This window comes from Paraflavisolibacter caeni (assembly GCF_025628885.1).
In the GTDB taxonomy this organism is placed as follows: Bacteria; Bacteroidota; Bacteroidia; order Chitinophagales; family Chitinophagaceae; genus Flavisolibacter; species Flavisolibacter caeni.
The window spans coordinates 12,400-34,287 of record NZ_JAOTIF010000022.1; the positions used below are offsets into that span (position 1 = coordinate 12,400).

The 21,888-nt window shown below is 44.7% G+C and carries 26 protein-coding genes and 2 tRNA genes; 7 read left to right on the forward strand and 21 right to left on the reverse strand.

Features of this window, described 5'->3' with window-relative positions; all coding sequences use genetic code 11:
- Positions 1-21: 21 nt before the first annotated feature.
- The 7 genes from OCK74_RS20915 to OCK74_RS20945 all read right to left on the reverse strand — a co-directional run bounded on the left by OCK74_RS20915 (position 22) and on the right by OCK74_RS20945 (position 7,942).
- Positions 22-438 carry a hotdog family protein gene (locus OCK74_RS20915; RefSeq protein ID WP_279299038.1) on the reverse strand — a complete coding sequence of 139 codons (417 nt, stop codon included), beginning with the start codon at positions 436-438 and terminating at the stop codon, positions 22-24.
- Positions 438-1,169: a flexirubin biosynthesis SDR family reductase FlxB gene (gene flxB, locus OCK74_RS20920; protein WP_279299039.1), complete on the reverse strand. Its 732-nt coding sequence runs from the start codon at positions 1,167-1,169 to the stop codon at positions 438-440. The genes OCK74_RS20915 and flxB overlap by 1 nt, the downstream gene beginning before the upstream one ends.
- Complete coding sequence (locus OCK74_RS20925) at positions 1,169-2,122, reverse strand: hypothetical protein (RefSeq protein ID WP_279299040.1); 954 nt, start codon at positions 2,120-2,122, stop codon at positions 1,169-1,171. The genes flxB and OCK74_RS20925 overlap by 1 nt, the downstream gene beginning before the upstream one ends.
- Before the next feature lie 41 nt (positions 2,123-2,163).
- Complete coding sequence (locus OCK74_RS20930) at positions 2,164-3,027, reverse strand: DUF1702 family protein (RefSeq protein ID WP_279299041.1); 864 nt, start codon at positions 3,025-3,027, stop codon at positions 2,164-2,166.
- Positions 3,014-4,729, reverse strand: coding sequence for an NAD(P)/FAD-dependent oxidoreductase (locus tag OCK74_RS20935; RefSeq protein ID WP_279299042.1), 1,716 nt, complete (start codon positions 4,727-4,729; stop codon positions 3,014-3,016). Before OCK74_RS20935 ends, OCK74_RS20930 begins: the two co-directional genes overlap by 14 nt.
- Before the next feature lie 327 nt (positions 4,730-5,056).
- Complete coding sequence (locus OCK74_RS20940; protein ID WP_279299043.1) at positions 5,057-7,648, reverse strand: bifunctional YncE family protein/alkaline phosphatase family protein; 2,592 nt, start codon at positions 7,646-7,648, stop codon at positions 5,057-5,059.
- Between the two features lie 220 nt (positions 7,649-7,868).
- Positions 7,869-7,942, reverse strand: a tRNA-Asn gene (locus OCK74_RS20945).
- Between the two features lie 178 nt (positions 7,943-8,120).
- Between OCK74_RS20945 and OCK74_RS20950 the strand changes: the two genes are divergently transcribed.
- Complete coding sequence (locus OCK74_RS20950; protein WP_279299044.1) at positions 8,121-10,067, forward strand: tetratricopeptide repeat protein; 1,947 nt, start codon at positions 8,121-8,123, stop codon at positions 10,065-10,067.
- A gap of 110 nt (positions 10,068-10,177) precedes the next feature.
- On the opposite strand, the gene OCK74_RS20955 is transcribed toward OCK74_RS20950, so the two are convergent.
- Positions 10,178-10,254, reverse strand: a tRNA-Asn gene (locus OCK74_RS20955).
- Positions 10,255-10,434: 180 nt separating this feature from the next.
- On the opposite strand from OCK74_RS20955, the gene OCK74_RS20960 reads away from it, so the two are divergent.
- Positions 10,435-11,460, forward strand: a complete 1,026-nt coding sequence (locus OCK74_RS20960) for a helix-turn-helix domain-containing protein (RefSeq protein ID WP_279299045.1) — start codon at positions 10,435-10,437, stop codon at positions 11,458-11,460.
- A 23-nt stretch (positions 11,461-11,483) separates the two neighbouring features.
- Positions 11,484-11,693, forward strand: coding sequence for a hypothetical protein (locus tag OCK74_RS20965; RefSeq protein WP_279299046.1), 210 nt, complete (start codon positions 11,484-11,486; stop codon positions 11,691-11,693).
- A 131-nt stretch (positions 11,694-11,824) separates the two neighbouring features.
- Here the strand turns inward: OCK74_RS20965 and OCK74_RS20970 are convergent, their stop codons facing one another.
- The 9 genes from OCK74_RS20970 to OCK74_RS21010 form a co-directional block, all read right to left on the reverse strand.
- Positions 11,825-12,022 carry a hypothetical protein gene (locus OCK74_RS20970; RefSeq protein WP_279299047.1) on the reverse strand — a complete coding sequence of 66 codons (198 nt, stop codon included), beginning with the start codon at positions 12,020-12,022 and terminating at the stop codon, positions 11,825-11,827.
- A 37-nt stretch (positions 12,023-12,059) separates the two neighbouring features.
- Positions 12,060-12,590, reverse strand: coding sequence for a hypothetical protein (locus tag OCK74_RS20975; RefSeq protein WP_279299048.1), 531 nt, complete (start codon positions 12,588-12,590; stop codon positions 12,060-12,062).
- A 310-nt stretch (positions 12,591-12,900) separates the two neighbouring features.
- The gene (locus OCK74_RS20980) at positions 12,901-13,095 is read right to left on the reverse strand and encodes a hypothetical protein (RefSeq protein WP_279299049.1); all 195 of its coding nucleotides are present in this window, start codon (positions 13,093-13,095) and stop codon (positions 12,901-12,903) included.
- Positions 13,085-13,324 (reverse strand): hypothetical protein, encoded by a 240-nt coding sequence (locus OCK74_RS20985; RefSeq protein ID WP_279299050.1) that lies wholly within the window; start codon positions 13,322-13,324, stop codon positions 13,085-13,087. The genes OCK74_RS20980 and OCK74_RS20985 overlap by 11 nt, the downstream gene beginning before the upstream one ends.
- 157 nt (positions 13,325-13,481) lie before the next feature.
- Positions 13,482-14,237: a hypothetical protein gene (locus OCK74_RS20990; RefSeq protein WP_279299051.1), complete on the reverse strand. Its 756-nt coding sequence runs from the start codon at positions 14,235-14,237 to the stop codon at positions 13,482-13,484.
- 321 nt (positions 14,238-14,558) lie between these two features.
- Positions 14,559-14,729: a HepT-like ribonuclease domain-containing protein gene (locus tag OCK74_RS20995; protein ID WP_279299052.1), complete on the reverse strand. Its 171-nt coding sequence runs from the start codon at positions 14,727-14,729 to the stop codon at positions 14,559-14,561.
- Between the two features lie 3 nt (positions 14,730-14,732).
- Positions 14,733-15,035 carry a nucleotidyltransferase family protein gene (locus OCK74_RS21000; RefSeq protein ID WP_279299053.1) on the reverse strand — a complete coding sequence of 101 codons (303 nt, stop codon included), beginning with the start codon at positions 15,033-15,035 and terminating at the stop codon, positions 14,733-14,735.
- Between the two features lie 94 nt (positions 15,036-15,129).
- Positions 15,130-15,462 carry a phage holin family protein gene (locus tag OCK74_RS21005; protein WP_341483208.1) on the reverse strand — a complete coding sequence of 111 codons (333 nt, stop codon included), beginning with the start codon at positions 15,460-15,462 and terminating at the stop codon, positions 15,130-15,132.
- 331 nt (positions 15,463-15,793) lie between these two features.
- On the reverse strand, positions 15,794-15,934 hold the full coding sequence (locus OCK74_RS21010) for a hypothetical protein (RefSeq protein WP_279299054.1): 141 nt from the start codon (positions 15,932-15,934) through the stop codon (positions 15,794-15,796).
- A gap of 189 nt (positions 15,935-16,123) precedes the next feature.
- On the opposite strand from OCK74_RS21010, the gene OCK74_RS21015 reads away from it, so the two are divergent.
- Together OCK74_RS21015 and OCK74_RS21020 are read left to right on the forward strand one after the other, a co-directional pair.
- Complete coding sequence (locus OCK74_RS21015; RefSeq protein WP_279299055.1) at positions 16,124-16,543, forward strand: hypothetical protein; 420 nt, start codon at positions 16,124-16,126, stop codon at positions 16,541-16,543.
- 96 nt (positions 16,544-16,639) lie between these two features.
- Positions 16,640-16,948, forward strand: coding sequence for a hypothetical protein (locus tag OCK74_RS21020; protein ID WP_279299056.1), 309 nt, complete (start codon positions 16,640-16,642; stop codon positions 16,946-16,948).
- Here the strand turns inward: OCK74_RS21020 and OCK74_RS21025 are convergent.
- The gene (locus OCK74_RS21025) at positions 16,917-17,798 is read right to left on the reverse strand and encodes a M48 family metalloprotease (RefSeq protein ID WP_279299057.1); all 882 of its coding nucleotides are present in this window, start codon (positions 17,796-17,798) and stop codon (positions 16,917-16,919) included. The two genes, OCK74_RS21020 and OCK74_RS21025, sit on opposite strands and share 32 nt — an antisense overlap.
- Positions 17,799-18,021: 223 nt before the next feature.
- Positions 18,022-18,441, reverse strand: a complete 420-nt coding sequence (locus OCK74_RS21030) for a hypothetical protein (protein ID WP_279299058.1) — start codon at positions 18,439-18,441, stop codon at positions 18,022-18,024.
- A 163-nt stretch (positions 18,442-18,604) separates the two neighbouring features.
- On the opposite strand from OCK74_RS21030, the gene OCK74_RS21035 reads away from it, so the two are divergent.
- Positions 18,605-19,270: a porin family protein gene (locus OCK74_RS21035; RefSeq protein WP_279299059.1), complete on the forward strand. Its 666-nt coding sequence runs from the start codon at positions 18,605-18,607 to the stop codon at positions 19,268-19,270.
- 94 nt (positions 19,271-19,364) lie between these two features.
- Here OCK74_RS21035 and OCK74_RS21040 read toward each other — a convergent pair whose 3' ends face one another.
- Together OCK74_RS21040 and OCK74_RS21045 are read right to left on the reverse strand one after the other, a co-directional pair.
- The gene (locus OCK74_RS21040; RefSeq protein ID WP_279299060.1) at positions 19,365-19,838 is read right to left on the reverse strand and encodes a cold-shock protein; all 474 of its coding nucleotides are present in this window, start codon (positions 19,836-19,838) and stop codon (positions 19,365-19,367) included.
- A gap of 322 nt (positions 19,839-20,160) precedes the next feature.
- Positions 20,161-20,601: a hypothetical protein gene (locus OCK74_RS21045; RefSeq protein WP_279299061.1), complete on the reverse strand. Its 441-nt coding sequence runs from the start codon at positions 20,599-20,601 to the stop codon at positions 20,161-20,163.
- 397 nt (positions 20,602-20,998) lie between these two features.
- Between OCK74_RS21045 and OCK74_RS21050 the strand changes: the two genes are divergently transcribed.
- The gene (locus OCK74_RS21050) at positions 20,999-21,799 is read left to right on the forward strand and encodes a M57 family metalloprotease (protein WP_279299062.1); all 801 of its coding nucleotides are present in this window, start codon (positions 20,999-21,001) and stop codon (positions 21,797-21,799) included.
- The last annotated feature ends 89 nt before the right edge of the window (positions 21,800-21,888 follow it).

A 21,888-nucleotide genomic window follows, 5' to 3' on the forward strand; every position in this document is an offset into this window, starting at 1 on the left:
ATTTCGTTAATCTTAATTGTATCAGATGCCAACCAGTTTTATTTCACATTCCATGAGCTTCCTGTCCTCGCAGTAATTTACTCCTTTCAATAAAAACATATTCTCCAGCCGGGCAACCAGGTTTACTATTGTATAGATGGTTTCATTTACTTTGGGCAGTTCATATAATTTCAATTTTGAAACGCCCCCAAGATATCCATCGGCCTTTTGTTTGCCAAAAAATAAACCGGACGATGCCAATCCTGCTGAACTGGTTTGAGCAATATTTTCGATCAGTGCAAATTCTCTTAGTAAATCATTTTCAAGAAAAATATTGCCTGGTAAGATCCGGAAATCTGACCTAAAAGTTTCAGCAGAAGCCTCAATAAGGTTATCGATCATAATGAACGGAGGCCGCTGCGGAATAAAGTCTTCTATTTTTTCTTTAGGAATGATCATCAGGAATAAAGTCCGCCGTTTATATGGATCACTTCCCCGGTAATGTAAGAAGATTTTTCGGATGCCAGAAAACTGACAAGGTGTGCCACTTCCTCGGGTTGCCCGATCCGGCCTGCGGGAATTGACTTCATGTACTTTTCCATATCAACACCTTTTAACATGGCTGTATCAATAAAGCCAGGTGCTACTGCATTTACGGTAATATTCATTTTGGCAACTTCCTGTGCCAACGATTTAGTGGCACCGATGATACCTGCCTTGGCTGCCGAATAGTTGGTTTGTCCTGCAACGCCTTTGAGACCTGACACCGACGACATGTTAATGATCCGGCCTGTTTTATTTTTCAGCATCTGGCGTATCACATTTTGTGTCACATTAAACATGCCTTTTAAAGAAATGCCAATGACGTCGTCCCAATTTTTCTCAGACATCCACATGAATAGCGTATCCTTTGCAATACCGGCATTATTTACAAGAACGCGGATAAATCCATCCGGATGCTCTTGCTGCCAATTGCTGATCACGCTGTCCACCTCCTGTTTGTTTTCAACATTAAATTTAAGAAGTTCGGCGCTGCCGCCCTCAGCGGTGATTGTGGCCAGCGTTTCCTCTGCGGCAGGTAAGTCCGATGAATAATTGATTAAAATGTGCAGGCGGTGGTCCCTGGAAAGTTGTAACGCAATAGCCCGCCCAATGCCTTTGGAAGCCCCGGTTATTAATGCACAATTCATCAGGCTGGTTTAATTCTCTTTTTCCTGTTCACTAACTTTATTATACCAAAGATGGATAGGGCGATAAGAACCACTCCAAACGCGACAGTCCCTGCACTACCGCCAATTGCGATCATGCAAATGCCTGAGCAAGTAGTCACGATCAATAAAAGAACCAGAAATATGGTACCTACAGTTGCCCAGGCACCAAAAGCCTTTCTTAATTTTAAGACCTGCTTCATCATTCTCTGTTTTTTCCTTTCCAGTCTTTTGGCTTTTTTCCCGGGTTTTATCTTTCCCGGTTCTTCTTTCCCCGGATCGATTGTGGCTGATTTGTGTCCCGTAACGGCGAATGAAGCAAACGAAACCATCGAGGCGTTTTCATTGATCGATGCTGCCTGCTGTTGATTGCTGTAAGATGCTAATTCCAGGTCCGGCACATCGGCTGGTGGAAGGTCCTGGGAAAAAATTGCCTGGTCAATTGAGCTTAAAGTATGGCTTAATGGCGAATTGGGGAATTGATCTTCAATGCGGTTTCCGGTGATCACCATCAGTGCAAATGCCGAAAGGATAATACTCAGGTAAGCTATTCTATCCCTGTTCAGTGTAACAGGCAAGGCAATGGTATTTCTTTTCGGAAGAAAGGGTATGGAGAAAAACCCGATGCACAGAATAGTACCAAATACAACAGTGGCCGTAGTACTTAGCTGGTAGCCTAGTTCTTTCAAATTATAACCGATCAAAAGTCCCAGGAAAATGATAGCTATTTGCAAAACAGTGATGAGTACCTGGGTTTTACGGGGATTTGCTTTTGCCCATCTTGTCACCTGCATACCTCTGAAATTCCGCATGACTGCTATGATCGCTATAGCCATGAGCGCGGTTGACGAATATATCCGCCCAGCACTGATGAATATGGCGGCTGTAACAACCAAAACAATTGCTGCGATGGAAAGGAGTAAATTTCTATTCATGAAAAATCTTATTTGTACCTGGTAAACCCTCCCGTCTCATGCTAGTTTTCTTGCAAAAGTTCGGATTGGATCTGTGCCGGCAAGTGACCGTTATTATGATTGAAAATATAGAAATAATTATTTGTAAGCAAGGCGCCAGGAATTTTTATATCGTTCACTGGCCTGTTGCAAATTATACGACAAGCCATATCCACATCCTCATTAACTGAATTGGATGCCATACGGCTGATGGCTGCAAGCAGGATCCCAATTTGTAATTGTTTATAATGTTTACCGGAAATTGTGGAAAGATAGTTGAGATTATCCTCTGTATTTCCGCCAACGTACCCGCAGGCAATTCCAATTCCGCGAAATAAATCCGGGTGCCTTATTACAGGAAAGTTTTCGACCAAATGATAAACCTCGCTTACATTTCCCCTGGCCATATACCATAGCCGCCTTCCAAGCCCCTGGTCGAAACCCTCCAGGCTTTCACCCTCCATCCCGGCAGGTAAAAGTTTGTTTTTTATCGTGTTTCTTCCTTTGAAAAGGCCATAGTAATAACCTATTCCATCCAACACCATCCATTTTAGTGCAGGGTTCATTGATTGGAGATATGGGCCGGGTTGTATGTCTTTTTTGGCAAATGCCCATCCAAGTCCTATGTCGATATGGAACATATGCTGCTTTGCGCAGGCCTGCCTGAATTGCATCCAGTCGTTTAATGCCCCACCGGTGTTCAAGTCTCTTAACCCGATTTCAAATGAAGCACCTTCATAAGCCACTGATCGAAACCCTGGTGGTTCCTGGTCAAGAAAAGTAATGAGCTCGTCTAATGCATAAAGGCTCTCAACAGACCGGCCTGTATCCATGAATAGTTTCTGGATGTATTCCATTCTCATGGATACATTATTATCCGTATGCATTTTCCGCTGTTTTGATTTTTTTCAGCCACATTTTATCAATATCCATTTTAATGAGATCATCGACGGGTAAGGCATTTGCTGCTCCTGATTTCTCAAGGAGCCCGGCTTTTCCATCATCGAGCTTCATGTGGTAAGGATCGACTTTCATATCCATGGGCGTATGAAAAACCTCATTGCTTACTTTTCTGAATATCTCCGCAGCAATTTGCTCCAGTAATTTCAAATTAGATTCGAGCCTGGGTATCAAGTTTTCGCGACCTATTTGCTGCCCGATCTCACCTTGAAGCTGTTTGAGGCATGTAAGGTCAAAAACATTCAATTGGTGACCGGAACATTTTTCAACGTGGTACCCTCCCCATGTGCGGAAAAGGTGCTGCATGTTTTCATTAAGGGTCGCAAAACGTTGGCCAATGCTATTACCGGGAGAAGAATATTGTTTTAGTACTTCTATATCCGTATACCCCTTATTTGAAAACAAGACATTTGGAATCGCCCAATAGGTAGCCCAATCCCAGATTATTTTCATTAACATGATCTGCGTTTTACCGAAAAGGCCATACATGTCGCGATAAATGGATGCCCATCCGCGGAACAGTTGTTTATGCGCATGATCATATACCAGGGAGCGCAGGGCTATGTCTTCGCCATCCAGGTCGCGGGCGATAAGATCTGTGATCCACGTATTACTTAACCCGATAAAATCAGAGCCTGGTGAATATAAAGGGTCAAGAAAAGCGCCGGCTTCGCCTGCAACAGCCCACCTTTGCGAGGAGTAGAACTGTTTGGTGTCATAAGCAAAATGCTTCATCACCTTAAAGTCCATCAGTTTGTTTTTATGTTCCTCCAGCATGTTTGCCGCAAGCGGTTCATGTGTTCTTAACCAGTTCATTGATTTTTCAAAACTGTTGAACCCGGAAAAGGGGTGATACCTGGGATCTGCAACAATTCCAATGCTGGTCCTGTCTTCGATCAATGGAATGATCCATACCCAATATCCTTCGCCCATCAGGTGGTTTGTCGCCAGCCGCCTGCGTCCCGGATCAATAAAGTTGCGCCAGTCAAGATCATCCGACCAGTAATCAACATCAATGTTGGCATCCAACCTGAACCAAGCGGCATTAATATTATGATCGATGTCCTTGTCGAGGTCCAGTTTTCTTTTCAGGAAACTGTTTCTCCCTGTTGAATCAACAAACCATTTAGACCCGGTGAGGTGTTGACTACCTTCTTTTTCAAATTGAATGGTATGTCCATCCGGCGATAGTTCGACACCGGTGACCTTGGCTCCTAAGACGATCTTAATTCCGCACCCGGTTGCCTGTTGCACCAGGTCATTCTCCAGCTGTCCCCTGTCTACCTGATGTGAAGGGAAGGGGTTAAAGATTTTCGATCCTACTTCAACACGTTTGGTTATATCGCCGGCATGTTCAGGACTAAAGAAAAAGCGGAATCCGAATTTGCGTAACTGGCAGTCGGTTAAGTAGCCTTTGAGGTTAAGTACTTCACGCAGGTAATAAGCGCCCAGTTCGCTTAATGATTCGCCCACCTTATGGGTGGCTTTAGGTGCGCTTTCAGCCCTTTTTTCCAAAACAAGAATATTGGCGGCAGGCTTTGATTGCTTTAGTTGTAAGGCAAGCGTTAAGCCAGCCAAACCACCACCTGCAATAATAACATCGTATTTGATTTGATTTTGGTTGAGCATTTGGGCTTGGATTGAATTAATTTTCGGAAGTTAGGGAGATAATCTGTTGCAGGCTTTATAAAATTGACGATCCCGGTTGCCTGGTGGAGCTGGAATAGAGATGGTCAGAATGATTCAGAAAGATCAAGTGGCTTTTCCTATGTCAACCACTTACAAGACGTTTTGTTCACCTGCAGCATAAAGATTGCCTGAGAGATTCCTAGGTTACGGATGATCACTGGTGAGTTAACAGCATTTGTAAGCAAATGAGACTAACTGTTCAAAAAATAAAAAAAACGGCATTTGAACCAGCGAATTGTCGTATCACTGATGCGACAATTGAGTTGCCTAATCATCATCTTCCTTGAACCTGGGGTCTATTTTCAGACCGAGGGCTTTTAAGCCCTTTCCATGTGCGCCGAAGTACTGTTTGGGAAAAGGTTTGTCACCATGTATGGTAGACCACACATACTCACTAAATAACAAGGCGTCCCTATCAATCAGATCCGGCCTGGAGAAATCCATTCTCTGGGTCAGGGGAGCCAGCCTGGCGGTGGTTTTATTCTTGATCATTTCCTTGGCGGGATTCATTTCGTTGATGGGAACTGATGGCACCAGGAAATTATATGCTGTATAATCCGGGCTCTGCTGAAAGCACTCTGTCATTAACGGAGCCGCTGCCACCAACTGGTTCATGGGCTGTACGCCGAAGATCTGGCAAATGGTATGCAGCACTGATGATTGATTGTAAAACTTACTGATGAGCGTGCCACGCTTTACATGAGGACCTGCCACCATACATATGGAACGATGCCCATCTACATGGTCTGTGCCGCTTTGAGGATCATCTTCATTGATGAATATAGCCATATCCTTCCAGAAGGAACTTTTCGAAAGCGCTTCCACCACTCTGCCTGTGGCCCAATCATTATCTGCTACATAGGCTCGGGGCGTGGGCGAATGCTCACTATATCCACTGGTATGGTCATTGGGTAAATAAATGATGATGAATTCAGGCAGACTGCCTGCTGCTTCGTATTCCTTCAGCGCATTGATGAATGCATCGGCCCTGACCTGGTCTGTAATATTCATGTTCCAGCCAGGGAAACGCAGGTCACTGTACTTTTCCAGGTTTTTCATTGCGTACACGCATTTGTACTGAGCAGAATCGTTTTTATTTTTCCATGAATTATATACATCGGTCCAGGTCTTTCCTTTTGTTATTTCAGCAAGGTCTGTTTCTCCAAAATTTCTGAATGAAATGCCTTTACGCAGCAGGTGATCCCAAATGAAACCACAACCGGCATAAGACAGTGGATCCGTGCCAAAATCATAGGCACAATGCCCATTTGAAAAATCTTTTTCATGATAGGGTGTAGTGATGCCCTGGATTGCCCATTGGTGCCCGTCGCTGGAATTGACACCATTACAATAGTAATTGTCGAGGAGCACAAATTGTTTGGCCAATTCATGCTGGTTGGGCGTTGTCTCTTTTCCAAATTCAACCAATTTGGGATCGCAGTTGCCTTTTCCAATATCACCCAGCACCTGGTCAAATTTTTTATTCTCTTTAATGATATAGACTACGTGTTTTATTGAAGAGGGTTCGCCGGGATTAGCAGGGATCGGTTTCGGTTGAGCGTTTGAATTGGCCCCAGCCTGTGCCCTTAGCAATTCTATAAAATGAAATCCTTTCCTGGCTTCTGATGTATACCTGTCTAATTCAGCTTTATTGCCGGGAAGAACAACTTTTTGCACTTCCCCTTTCAAAGCAGTCACGTTTCCAATAAATAAATTATTCCCGGCAACGCCTATAGTTCCCGGAAAGCCGCCTGCTGCAATAAAGCCATAAGGGCCTTTCTGTGGGTGTTTAGGATCGATGAGTGCAATTGAATTATTGCCGGCATTGGCAGCCAATAATGTTTTTCCGTCGGAGCTAAATGCCAGTGCTGTTGTGAGGCTACCATAGGGAAGAGAAGGATCCGGCTTGGTATTGATGGTATGTACGACTTTGAAGGTCTTTGCATCGATCACGCTGATGCCATCGCCACTATCATCAGTCACATACAATAATTTACCGTCAGGAGATAAAACCATTGACTCCGGGTGGATGCGGGTAACAATCTCTGCAATCTTTTTTCTTGACTGAACATCAATAACGGTAACAGACCCACGCAATGCCACAGAGCGTTCATCCACTGCAACATCTGTTCCGGCTGACTTTTCTGTCCTGTCTCCTTTTCCAGGATGCGGTCCCCCGAAATTGCTCACGAATGCCAACTTTTTGTCTTTACTGATGATTACTGCATAGGGACAAACGCCTACAGGGATCCTGCTTAAAAAGTTGCCTTTTGAAAGGTCAACAACAGCAATCTCGTTTGCGATGGCAAGGGCTACAAAGGCGATATTATTATTGCATAAGCCAATTCCTAAGGGGTTTGTTTTTTTATTATTAACCGACAGGTCGATTTTCTTTGTCAACGTAAATGTTCCGGAGCTGCTCACATTTCCAACATATAAATTCTTTTGCAGCCCGGTAAAATAAATTGTAGAATCGTTGCTATCCACTGCAAGGCCATTCATTGAGCCAGACTCCTTATCAAGATATTCGAAATGGCCAAGTGTTTTAAAATCTTTTGCATCAATCAAAGACAGCTGCTTGTTGGTTTTTGCAATGAGTATATTCTTTTGATGAGCGAGTTCCAGGTTCAATACCCTGGTTCCTGTTGTTAAGCTAAGGCTTTGCCCTGCCGGGTTCAGCAAATGACCAGTTGGCAACAGTTTGTCTCCTGCCAAAAGCTGGTTCCAGGAAGTATCTACGGGTTTTCTAATATCCTTTTTGGGTTCCGGAATGTTTGATATGACCTGAGCCTGTATACTTTGATTGGCCAGTAAAAGGCAGACGAATATATTTTTAAAAAAATGCTGTCTTGTCTTCATATGTTTTTTGTGGTTAGTTGTAAAAGTCGGGTGCATTTGCTTTTTAGGTATTCTGTAATGATTATAAAATTAAATAAGTATTGTTACCGCAACCTATACAGAATGCTACGCTTTTATGAGTTTTTCCCGGGTGAACATATTTTGACGACACTGTCGTCAAAATTATCTTGGTCGCACATGTATAAACAACAAAAAAGGCCGGCGTTTGCCGACCTCTTCGCTCCCCCTGCTGGACTTGAACCAGCGACCCTCTGATTAACAGTCAGATGCTCTAACCAACTGAGCTAAGGAGGAATTTCCCGTTTTGGGAGTGCGAAAATAGAGGAATTTTGAATATGATTTTCATAGTTGTGTAACCACGGGGTGTGTTTGCAAACGGGAAACGTACTGAGTCAGCAACTTGCCTTATCCTCACATAAATTTATTTTCGGTATATTTATGTTATCACTCCGCCCGTTTAACCGTTGGTGCTATGAGAAAGTACCTGCTGATTTTGCCGCTCCTTCCTTTTGCAATGGCTGCACCTGCTCAAAACAAGTTGATTGATAGTGTAAAGCAAGAATTGCTAAAAGCCCGCGAGGATACCCATAAAGTGAAGCTGCTCATCGCCCAGGCTCAAAATTACCTCTGGTCGTACGCCGATACGGCGGTGATGTATGCGCAGCCAGCCATGCGGCTCGCCCAAAGGCTGAACTATCAATGGGGCATTGCCCACGCACAGCGAAACATGGCATTGGCCCTCAACACGCTGGGCTATTACCCGCAGGCGTTGAATTATGCCTTTAAGGCACTGGCCTCCTTTGAACAATTGAAGGATGAAGGATGGACAACGGACGCTTTGCATAATATAGGTATGATTTACGGGAGCCAAGGCGATTACACCAATGGATTAAAGTATTTATACAAAGCCCTTGCCTACGGGCAAGTGCACGCACCCGAGGTAATTCAAGGCGGCTGGCTATGGGGCTCGTTGGGTTGGGTTTACGAAAAGGTAGGGAAACCGGATTCGGCCGTCAAGTACCTGCAAATGAGTTACAAAAAACAGCCGCGCTGGACGAGTGCCATCATTCCTCTGGGCAATGCTTACGCTCAAAAAGGTAGTTACGACAGGGCCATGGAGTATTACAGAAAAGCCATGCCCATTGCCGAACGAAACTACGCACAAGCAGACTTGCTGGACGTTTATAACGGCATGGCCAACGTTTACAACCGCTTAGGCAAAACGGACTCGGCCGTTTACTACGCCCGCAAAGCCGTGCAATTGGATTGGGCCCGAGTGTATCCCACCGGATTGTTGCAAGCCTCCACCGCGCTGGCAAAACTGTACCAAGCCGAAAACAAAACCGACAGTGCATTAAAGTACCTCAACCTCACCCTTGCGCTGAAAGATAGCCTTTTCAATCAAGAAAAGACCCGCGCCGTACAAAACCTGGCCTTCCAGGAACAACAGCGGCAGCAGGATGTTATCGCTCAACAAACCCGCTACCGAAACCGCTTGCGCTACAGCGCCGTGTTGGGTGTCAGCTTTACGCTTTTAGTCATAGCCCTGCTGCTGTGGCGCAACATTCGTCACCGGCAAAAAGCCTATGCATTACTGCAACAACAAAAAGTGAAAACCGATGAAGCATTACAAGAATTGAAGGCTACGCAGGAGCAGTTGATACAACGAGAGAAGATGGCGTCGTTGGGGGAACTGACGGCGGGTGTAGCGCACGAAATACAAAACCCGCTCAACTTCGTCAACAACTTCTCGGAGGTGAGTAAGGAACTAGTGGAGGAAATAAAACAGGAAATTGACAAAGGCAATGCAGCGGAAGCGAAAGCTATTGCAAACAACGTGGTAAGTAATTTGGATAAAGTAGTTCACCACGGCAAGCGAGCCGATGGTATTGTGAAAAGCATGTTGCAACATTCACGGGTAAGCACCGGCGAAAAACAATCTACCGACATTAACGTCCTTTGTGACGAGTACCTGCGCCTAACGTATCGCGGAATCAGAGCAAAGGACAAAGAGTTTAACGCCGTATTGCAAACCAACTATGACAGCAGTATCGGGAAAGTAAACGCAGTACCGCAGGACATAGGTAGCGTGTTGCTCAATCTGTTCAACAATGCCTTTTACGCGGTAAACGAGAAAAAGAAACAGCTGAAGGAAACCTATGAGCCTCTGGTGTCGGTGACGACTAAAAAAGTTGATGGCAAGGTGGAGATATGCGTAAAAGACAACGGTACGGGTATTCCGCAGAAAGCCGCAGACAAAATCTTTCAGCCTTTCTTCACCACCAAACCCACTGGAGAAGGCACCGGTTTGGGATTGTCGTTGAGCTACGACATCATTACCAAAGGGCACAGCGGAGAGTTAAAGGTGAACACGCTAGAGGGCGAGTATACGGAGTTTAAAATTCTTTTACGGGTTTAGGTTCCTTTGTAAAGTCATAAGGTGCAATAGTCAAGATATATCCAGTATGGACAAGGTTTTCAAACAAGCCGGAAATAAAAAAGCCGGCAAAATTGCCGACTTGTCTACTTTGGCTCCCCCTGCTGGACTTGAACCAGCGACCCTCTGATTAACAGTCAGATGCTCTAACCAACTGAGCTAAGGAGGAGTGTGTTTCCCGTTTTGGGAGTGCAAAAATAGAGAGTTTTTCATTCCTGCCAAAACTTTTTAAAAATATTTTCTGATCTTTTTTTGGGGATAGAAAGGATGCTGCTTTTTGCTAAAAAATATAGTAATTGACATATTTTTCGCTATTTTGCAGAACGAAAGGAAAACAACAGAAGATACTATGACCAAAGATGGCGTTAACATAGCGATGATTGTACTGGCAAGGGAGGCAAGAGGCCTGGCCCAAAACGAGCTGGCAGAGCGCATTGGCATGTCGGCCACCAACCTCAGTAAAATTGAAAGGGGCGATATCGGCATCAGCGATGGCTCCGTGGAGGCGATTGCAGATGCGACTGGCTATCCTCCGCATTTCTTCCACCAGCAGGGGATACCTGTTCCCGAGAACTTTACCTTCCGCAAGCGCCATCATGTGGCCCAAAAGCTGTTAACGCCGATCCATGCACAGGCCAACATCCACCGGCGGCATGTGCAGTTCTTCACAAGGGCCTTAAGCATTGCAGCGCCAAATCTGCCAGACCTGGCCCGTTGCACGCCCGCAGAAGCAGCTACCCAGCTAAGAAAACTGTGGGGTATCACCAACCCTGTGATCGACAATCTTACCCGCCTGCTGGAGGCCCAGGGCATTCCCGTTGTTCCTTTCAACTTTGGCACCGACCGGGTGGATAGCCGCAGCATGCACACAGATGACGATTATCCGGTCATCTTCATCAACAATGCGTTGCTGGGCGACAAGCTGCGTTTCTCCCTTGCCTATGAACTGGGTGGACTGGTGATGCATGCAGGAAGCGAGCTATCTCCGGATCACGACCTCAGTCATGAAGCAAACGCCTTTGCTGCCGAATGGCTGATGCCGGCAGAGCACATCAGGAAAGACTTTGAAGGCGGCATTACCCTGCCCATCCTGGGCAGCCTGAAAAAGAAGTGGAAGGTATCCATGATCTCGCTCCTCTACCGGGCCGACGACCTGGGTTTCCTTTCGCCCAACCAGAAGCGTTACCTGCTGCAGCAGTTCAATGCAGCCGGCATCAGGAGGCGCGAGCCTGTGGAGCTAGATGTGCCCGTAGAGAAGCCCTCTCTGATGAAGCAGTGGATCACTTCCTATCGCGCAAAAACGGGATTGGGTACCCTGGAACTAGCCACCATCCTCTGTCTACACGTAGATGAATTTATAGAACTGTATTCTTAACCCTAGCAACAAAAAGAACAAACATGAGTTTCAAAGAAGTAGCCGAAGTAAGACCTTATTCAACAAAGGAATTGGCACAGATATACGGGGTTTGCGACAAAACCCTCATCAAATGGATGAAACCTTTTACCGATGATATAGGCGAAAAGCGAGGCCGTTTTTTCACCGTGGCACAGGTAGAGATCATCTTCAACAAACTGGGTATGCCATACAGGATCAAAGGAGAAATATGACGCCTCATGATCAATAAACAACCCAACCGGCACAAAACAAAAATTGCCAGTAACTGATTACCTCTTTCCCGTAACCAGCTACTGGCAACCCGCTGCCACAATCCACGACTCTCCGCCTCGAAACTGAAATCTCAATTCCGCAATATCTCCCTCACCTGCTCCTCCTTCAATCCCGTAAAACTGCAAAAGTCATCTACGCTCACCAGTGCATCCTTATCCTTATGAAACTTCTTCCTGATCGCCGCGATCATCCTTCTCGCTGTCCGGTCACTTTTTCCCGTAATGATGATAACATCTTTCGTATACAATATAATCCTCGTCTTCGCCATATATACTCGATTAGCTTGTTATGATGTGATTTATTAACTACGCTCTTCCATATTGCATATTCGCCACAATCTCCAAAAACAACTCCCAAAGTAATCCTTCCCCTCTTTCCAAGAAATAGATCTTCCAATACCAGAAGGTCTTGTCTGAATCATCCCTGGCCATTTCCAGTACCGCTTCTGCCAGCGCTTTCCATTCCCACCTGTACAGCGGAAGTGAAGAGCGCCTGTCTAGCATTTGATCCAACCAAGCTTCCGTACCGGCAAAGCCATTCGGATTGTTGCGATCCAGCCAGTGTGAAGGCAGTGGAATATACCGGTGATTGCCCTGTCTAACATACTCTCTGGCCAGTAAAACGCGCTCACAAAAGCAGTAATAAGCCCTTTCCCTGTCGGTGCACTGTAATAGGTATTGTCGGATGGCGTTTTGGGCCCTCTCTTTCTCCTGCGAAGAAAAAAGGTTATGCGCCCACAAAGCTGTATAGGCAAAATTCCATGCAGCGCGAACCATCAGGTTCAGACTGACTTCAGCTCTTATTTCATGTTGTTGTGTTATAGTTTGCTGTATCATAAAAATTGTTTTTTGTTTATACATCAAAGATGATCCATCGCTCTTACCCCGTTTCCTCTTTAAGACCTGTTGTACCAGGTTATACCAAACATTTCCCTGTAAAGTCCAATTAGTAACAACTACGCTCACCTGTTCCCAACTATTCCTCCTTATTCCTGTTTATGCTCCTTTATTACAGAATGATCCTTCTTCGCACGCTCACCCTTTCCCTTCCCACTACACCTTTCAACCTTCAACCTCATCTCCTAATTCGTCATTCATCAATCCAGCGATTCTCCATTCACCGAGAAAGAGGCTTTCGCCTCTTTCTTCAGCGTTTCCGCTTCAATCGCTTAACCAGGAACTTCAATCCCCAGGAAACTAGATAACTCACCACCGCGCCAATTGCCGCCAGCACGGTAGTCTTCAGGATCTCACCACTGCCAATCTGGATCAGCAGTACAAACAGTGTTCCTCCAACCGTCCCGGTAAGCGTATACACGCCCGGTGAAAAGTTAGTTTCCATCTCCTTCAGTTTTAGGTTCCGGATTTTCTGCCATCGTTGCCACTTGGCTTACTGCTGTAGCTACACTGCCCGCTACTGCGAGATAACCCGCCACCTGCATCACTACAGCCGGTAATGCCACCGGAGCCGCTAAGATGGATGCACTAACTGCTGCCAATACCAATCCCACTGTCCGCACTTTCTTAAAGAACTTCGGTGTCGGAGCTATAATTCTATCTAAGATGTTCATGATGTTAAGTTTAATTGTTTACTAATTCAATTACGATTGTTCAAGAAAGTTGTGAATAGGAGGGAGGTTCTAATCTCCCCTCTGTCCTCTATCGTCTGTCTTTCACCATCCGAAATCCCTCCCTCCATTCGTCACGTGTCCGCCTCAGGCGGATTCCCTACGCTCCTTCCACTTTCACCAACCCCAACGCATTATAGCCGCCATTCTTCAATTGGTAAAACTCTCCGTTCACGGATTGCAGGAACTCGATACCGACTGCCAGGAACAGAGGGTGTGTACTTCCTGGTGTTAACGTGCTTTCCAGGGAAATAGCTGCTGTAAGCACGTTGTCCAGGGGCAGTGTGGCAGTCGCTTTATTGTCAGCGGTATAACTGCCATTTACAAAGTCGATTTCAGCTGCCAGCGCATTGATCCGGAAATGTGTAGCACCGCTGGGAGCCAATATCATTTGCGCCGGCACAAAAGCAGCCAGGCTGGTAGTGAATTGTCCTGTAGCTCTGTTGATCGTAGCTTCATAAGGTGCATATAAGGTCGAAGCCAGCCTGTTGTTGTCATTAAAATCGAAACCTTGCAGCAACTCTACGTCACCATCTAGCACATTACGCATACCACGGATGCTGGTTGTATCAGCTTTGATCACCTTCATCATTTGCTTCAATAAGCGACTGTACATGCGTTGGTCCTTAACGCTTAGCAATTGTGCACGGAAAGCTGTATGAAGCAGCGTTGTAGCTTTACCTGCCCTGCCAAATTCAGCTCCGTTTTCGCGGGTACGGACAAAGGCCGGATCTGTTGCAATACGGTCGGCCGAAAGTTTGGGGTTTTCTTTTGCCATATAACCGTCTTTAGTTTTGTAAAAAGTAAGGTCATCGATAGTGCCTTCAAGTTTAATAACTCCTCTTTGTCTAGCCATTGTAATAAAAGTTTTAAGTGTTTAAAATGAGGTTGCTTAAAGCGGTTATGCCTAACCGTATACAGCGCTGTTTTCTTCTTTTCGCGAACCGTGATACAAGATTAGAGTATGCTAATAAATTTAGCAAATAGGTTGGCCGTTTTGACCGGAAGTGACCGCATTTGTCCGCTTTTGTCCACCGGAACCACATTCATCTTTCGTTGCTTAAGTATACCTTAAGCATACTTAAAGTATACCTAGAGTATACCTAAAGTATACCTGTAGTATAATTGAAGGGTAGCTCAAGCTTACTTCAACTATACTTAGTGCAGGAAACAGATTTTAGTACCCTCCACTTTCATTCAATAATTGTTGCACTTCAGATAATAATACAGGTAGGTCTGTGATTAATACTTTCCAGATGATAACATCATCTACAGTATCATACGAGTGAATAACTCTATTGCGAAGATCCACGATCTGTCTCGCCGAGGTGATGGTAATTTGTTTCAAGACTCATAGGAGTTGAACCTTGTGTTGATTGATGTTTTGAAGTAGATAAGGATTTTGAAGAGTTCTTTCAGTGACAAGTTCAACATCTTTCTTCAGCAACTCTTCTAAAGCCTGCGCTAATGCAAAGTAGTTATTGGCATAGGATTCATAATGCATATGCGCAGGAAACCTGATGATGAAGTCCACATCACTGCTCTCCGTCATTGTACCTTTGGCAGCACTACCAAATAGGTAAGCCCTTTCAACGCCATATCTGCGCATCAATTCTTGTATTTTCGGAACATGTTGCTCTACCCATTGATCCATGTACTAAAATTACTCTTTTTTCTTTCCCTGGCAGCTATGTACTTAACGTCTCATAAATTGACACCTTCTCAATTCAAACATCGATCATAACAATTCACAATACCATGTCCAGAAAATAAGTAATCAGCGTCATGATCAATGCGAACAACAACGCTGTAATCCACCCCTCCACGCTGAAGCCGGGAACGATCCGGGCTGCCAGCAGCACGATCAGCATGTCAATCACAAGAAGAAACAGTCCCAAGGTGATGATGGTAATTGGAATGGTGAGAACCACCAAGATAGGCTTCAAAAAAGCATTGAGTAAAGCCAGTACCAGTGCAACAAGTATCGCTGTTACGGCACTGTCTATCGTAACACCGGGTAAGAGTCGGGCCGTTAAGAAGGCAGCTACGGCCATGAGGATGATCCTGAATAGTAAGCCCATAACAAATGTTTTTAATTACGATAATTGAAATACGATCGCTATAAACATCTACTGCATTTTTCAGACCACCCATCACACGCAACCTGGTACCCCTTCCCTCCTCTGAAATCCGAAATCCCAAATCCGAAATCTCCATATCCCTTTTATCATCCATCATCTTCCCTCCCCCCATTCACCATCCATAAGCCAGGCTAATGGTAAACACCTGATTTTTCGTTTATCATATCCTGTTAGTATAAATTGGTTTAACATTGTATCACTATTATTTTTTACCAAAACAATTGTAAAGTTTAGTTGAAGTTGACGCTGGCGTTTCTTGTGGTTATGGCAACTACCAGGGCACCTGGTCTTTAACAAACACCACCACCATTGTGCTGGATGGTGAAACTTTTACAATCAGGAAATTTGATGGTAAAAACCTGGAATTGGTGATTTCTGAAACTGTTTCCGGGGTTACCACTTCAATGATCATGTACTATGTAAAGCAATAGGTCATATTTGTTATTGTAATGGAAAAGGAGTCTTTATGGCTCCTTTTTCATAAACTTCCTTCTGCCGCTATGAATAATAAATCCCGGATTGTACTTTTGATGAGCCTGTTGGCTTAAAATAATTGATCCTTATATCACAATTCATGTTTACCAGGTCAACCGTACTATCTATGGGAAAGTATTTTCTTCTTCTTGCATCCGCATTGGTGTTGTTGGTTACCTCTTGTAAAAAAGATGATTCCGCGCCTACTGTTAAGGAACTGGCGGGAACTTACCAGTTTAGCAAGATGACATACCAGGAAGGCAGTTCGTCAGAAAAAGACGTGACGAATGATTACCTGAATGATTGTGCAAAGGATGACCAGATCATTTTGAGCGTTAGTCGTACGTATACTGCTGTCGATGCCGGTAATTCCTGTGGTGCCGGGAATATAGTTAGTGCGTGGTCTTTGCTCGGTGCCAACACACTCAAACTAGGTAGTGAACTGTATACGATCAGGAAATATGATGGAAAGAATCTTGAATTGAGTATCACCGGGAACAACAGGGGCGTTACCAGCACATTGGTCCGTTACTATGTCAGGCAATAAAACCGGTCTTTTGCTCTTTTAGACCCACTCTCTCCTGCCTATCAATGACCACTATAAATTTGTTGCCAGCCCCAACTTGCCGACACCATAGCCGGAATGACTTTTGAAGCAGGATACGAAAAACAGGAAGCAATGCCAGAGGAAATCAACATGGAACAGATGCCGTTGCAGGATAAAGTAATACACGTCCTTTCCATACTCAGGAAGGGCTCACCAGACGAAGTGGCCATGGAGATCATGGAAAGGCAAGGAATTGCCGCAGAGGATGGTGTAGCAGAGCTCACCCTGGAAACGGCTGAACTGCTCGAAACACTCCTCGAAGAGGGCGTAGTCACCAAGGTCAAAGACCGCAGGCAGAAAGTCCGCTACAGCCTCACGGCACCTCCACCACCGTCCAATTATTAGACCGCCTGCTCCAGACAATCGCATAGTCCTTGCCATGGTACAACTTGTAGCTTCTTGCATTACTGCTGTTGCTAAACCTGAGCCAGCCGTAGTTGTACACTTCAAACTTGAACACGAAAGGCTGGTCTGTCTTTAACGGCGCTTCCGTGAAATCCCTGCCATTGTCGGACAGGTAGACAGTCATTTCCTGGTTGCTGTAGAGCGACAGGTAGATCCAGCTGGCATCGTTGGTGGCCGGAGGCGGGTTTTGCTGCGGCTGTGGTGCGGGCGGTGCCGGTTTCGTTTCGTTCGATATACCATTGGCATAGTTCCAGCCTTGGGTGATCGCCGTAAGGCGGTCCGCCTTGGCAGGGTGCGAAGCGCTGGCCATGGGAGAAGCGATCTGCTCCATAGCGGCCCTGGCTTCGTTGAGGGTGGCACCCAGCTTGGCCATTACATAACCCGAGAAATAATCGGCCTCTATTTCCTTTGGAGGCGTACTGCCACTACTGCTGATCACATGGTTGCGGTAATGGTGCCCCATCTCGTGCGCCAGCACGCTGATGGATGCCCACTTGGTACCGGCGTAGCTGTCCAGGTTCTCGAGGAAGTTGTTGTCGTAAATAATATAGCGCCTGCCCTGCAGGATGGTCGCATAGGCATTGTTGATGCCATTCTGTTCGCGCAGTGAGAAGTTCTCCTGCCAGTTGATGCGATCGAGCATGGTGCTGATGTATTGCTTCGCCTCGTATACAGAGCTAAAGGAGGAGCGTGTAGAAGGGGGAGGGACAATAATGCCGCACTGGTTTACCTTTTGGGCGCCTGCTAGGGTAGCAACAAATAGCCCAAGGATCAATAGGATTCGTTTCATGTCAATATCGTTGTTTTTCTGTTCATACATTCCAAAGAACATCGCCGCTGGAATAAAGGCAATAAATACGCCAGTCTGATATAGGCGGATGGTCTAGCTATGTGATGGAAGAATGGAATGGGGGATTAAAAAGGGAAAGTTAAAAGGTGAGCGCTCCCCTTCAAATACATTACAAACATAGGATGACGTATGAATAGAAGGGGATGAGTTTGGCGTTGGGGATCTATTTCAGGAGTTGGGCAAACCTCTTAAGGTCGGCAACATCCTGGGAGGAGAGAGGTTCGTTTTTGTCGTATTTCATCTTGAGGAAAAGCACTCTTTTATGCTGGGGATACTTGGCCAGGATGGCGTCAATCAGTTGGCCATTGGTTTCTTCTTTTTCATAGAGTGGTTTGGGCGGCGGTGCTTCTGATTTGTAACGTGTGGGCATCTTGTTGATGAGGGCTTCCAATGTAGCCAGTTTGGCGGGTGAAATGTTTTCGGCTTTGGATGCTTTGCCGTATAAGCCTTGTAATTGTTTCTTACTGAGGCTGCCTCTCTGGTTGTATTGTTTATAAAGGCTAATGATGAATGAAGAAACTGGATAAGCCATAATGCAATCCTCTAACACTTCGTTTACAATATCAACCTTCTTTTTGTCCATGATGCAACAAATGTAATTATTGATTACTGATTATATCATCTACCATCTATCATCTTCCTTCCCTCCGTTCCTTTAACAGAATCTTACATCGATGTTATTAAGCCTTAACAATCCTATCCTTTCTTATACACAGAGCGACTGAAAAACCTCGTTCTAATGACTTATGAAAAAACAAATTCTACTCTTCGCTTCTATAGTTGCTTCCACCTTTGCAATGGCTCAGACAAAAGCTTCATTTGGCCTTAGGGCTGGTGTTACATCTTCTACCATGAAGGGGGATGCGATGAGCAGTCTTAATAGCCTCCTTGATTATACAAATGGCAAGGTCGCCACCAAACCGCGCACAGCTTTCTTTGGAGGCGCTTATGCAAACATTCCTGTAGGTGGCGTTTTCTCGGTAGAGCCGGGCGTTTATTATGCCGAAAAGGGTTATGAACTGGGAGGCGAACTGAATTTAAAGAACATGGAATTCCTGGGCGTGAATGCGAAGGCCCAATTGCAGTCGCACTATATTGATATGCCTCTTTTATTGAAAGCCAACGTTGGTGGATTGGAAGTGTTTGCTGGTCCTCAGGTATCTTACCTGGCAAAGGCTGACCTGCGTACTACTGCAGGTGTGTTAGGTTTTAACGTATTGAATAAAACGATAGATGCAACAGATCAATTGAATCGTTGGGATGCTGGTATTACTGGTGGACTTGGTTACCAGTTTGCCAACGGAGTTAACATAAGAGCTTCCTATGATCACGGATTGTCAAAGGCAGATGCCAACAAGAATTTCGACTCCTACAACCGCTCATTTAAGGTAGGTCTCGGATTTAGTTTTTAAGGGTTTATTATATCAAAAATGGACAACCGCCTTGGTCTCAGGGCGGTTTTTTATTGACCAATATTATGACTCCTTCCCCGGTAAGTGTCTAACGTTATTGGTTATCCGAAACCTCTGTTACTTTCTTCACGTTATAAGCGCTCGCTCCCTTATGACTCATTTCCACTTCGAAGGTCACCTTATCATTCTCCCTGATTGGCTCGGACAAATGTTGCACATGCACAAACACACGTTCCTCTGTTTCCAGGTCATTAATGAATCCAAAGCCCTTCGATTCGTTGAAGAAAGCAACCACGCCTGTTCTTACATCATGTTCAGGTTCCTCGTGCGTTTTTTGTGGTACGCTGATTTGTATTTCTTCATAATTGATGACCTTCTTTTTTGAGGGATCCGGAGGTGTGGATGTAATATTTCCATTCTCATCAAGATAAGCCATCATCTCATTCAGGCTTTTGCCTTTTTGTGCATGAGCCCGGCGTTCTTCCCTTTTCTCCGCCTTTTCCTGGCGGTGTTGGGCTCTTTTCTTTTCCAGTTCTTTTTTATTGAAAGTTCCTCCTGATTTCGACATAGTTAAACTGGTGATATTTGGTGAGGCATAAAGGTCGGCAATTCTTGTTAAAATTGGAGATTATTAAATCCTTTCACTGCCAAGCTCAGCCTCAGCAATTCTTGTGTATCTATAAACACAAAGAGTGACCAGCCAGGAGTATTGCTACCCTTAACTGATCACTCATCCACGCGCACTCATTGAACTTCAAACTTCAACCAAACAATCTATCGTCTCACACTCATCTCCTGTTTTCTTTACTATTCACAATTTTTAACTCATATATAAAACCCACAACTAAAAACTCATTATTGATGTATCTACTGTCATCAACCATCTATCATCAGATATGTATTCTTATAGAATCTCCTTCAACACCTTTCGGTACCAGTTGTTCATGATTTACACAGAGCACGCTTCCTTTTGAAGAGTAAGTAACCGTATAGCTGATCCAGATCTGCTCTTTTCTTTCTGATACATCTTTGATAGCAATCTGCTCATTGAATTCCTTTGCAAATGATGGCAGCTCTTTCAGTTTGAAAGGAAGAAACTGCTTTTGCATCAGTGTATCTATATGAGCGCCTTTCACCTTGATTACTGTGTAGTCAATTCTTGCTTCACAGTATTTATAAGCGTTCGAACTGTAATTGTTATTCGCCGAAATGGCCATGTCAATATTCTTGCACACTTTGTTTTCCCTGATCACCAGCTTTTTCACTTGTGCATGAAATGAAGCTGTAATGAATGCCATCGAAAGAATCAGGGTGAATAAAATCTTTTTCATAAAATACATTTTAATAACTTATCTACTGTCAGGCGGGCAATCGGGTCGGACAAGCAAAACGTAGAGGCAAGCGGGAATAATAATCAGAACAATGTTTTGCGTTCAGTTGGGTTATGACAAGTTATTGTGAATGATCTGGAGCAAAAGTAAACAGGATAAACAGCTCCCGGAAATCAATTTGGGGTCCAAATAATATGATCAAGATCATAAATAATTATGAAAACCCTTGCCTGTGCTGCGTTTCATGTTTTTTAATCTATAATGTCCAAAGGTGGTTTTGGGGCATTTTGCAAGGTTGTACATCTTTGAACCGGTCAGATTTTTTTTGCCTCCGGTTTGTTAAAAAAATGTAAATTGAATTACTGTAATTCTTATCACCCTTAAATCTGAAAAACACATGAAAAATTGGATCTCGTCATTTGCCGGGGTATGCCTACTGGCTTATTCCCTCGTAGCCTGTGTGAAAGACACGAAACAAGTGGCCACTCCTGCCGAACCTGTTTCCAGTGAAACGATTGCAAAAATTGCAGCCCTTGGATTTGGCACTGCGGAAGTGCAAAGGATTGATGAGGGCTACCTTGTGGAAGGCGATATTGTTTTAACAGAGGCCGACTTAAGTGCTGTGCGGCCAGCCACTCCCAGCCTGGTCATCGCCCAGGAAGAGCAGTACAATACCAATAACCTTGTCAGGGTAAATACCAAGCGTAACATTACGGTAAGTGTGAGTGGTGATGTGCCCAGTGGTTTTTCTAATGCTGTGAATGCAGCCCTTGCGCGTTACAATACGTTGAACTTAACGATCACTTTTTCTCGCGTTGCCAGCGGTGGTAACATTGATATCAGGATCGTGAATTCAGGGCAATATATTGCTTCGGCCGGCTTCCCCACCAATAGCGGAGATCCCTATAGTCAAGTCAAATATTCTAGAAAATATATTAATTATAGTGCCGGCTTTATGACCACAGTCGTGGCCCATGAAATTGGACATTGCATTGGTTTCCGTCATACTGATTATATGAACCGCAGCTACAGTTGTGGTATCGGTGGTAATGAAGGAGACGGTGGAGTAGGGGCTAACCATATTCCGGGTACGCCAACTGGCCCTGATGCAAAATCGTGGATGCTGGCTTGTTTGAGCAGTACTACTGACCGCCCGTTTAATAACAATGATAAAACTGCCTTGAATTACTTATATTGATGAAGCTTTGCTCCTAATCATTAAAAAAACCGCTGTTGGGGAACAGCGGTTTTTTGTTGCCCGTTGGTAGTTCCTATATGTTTATTTAG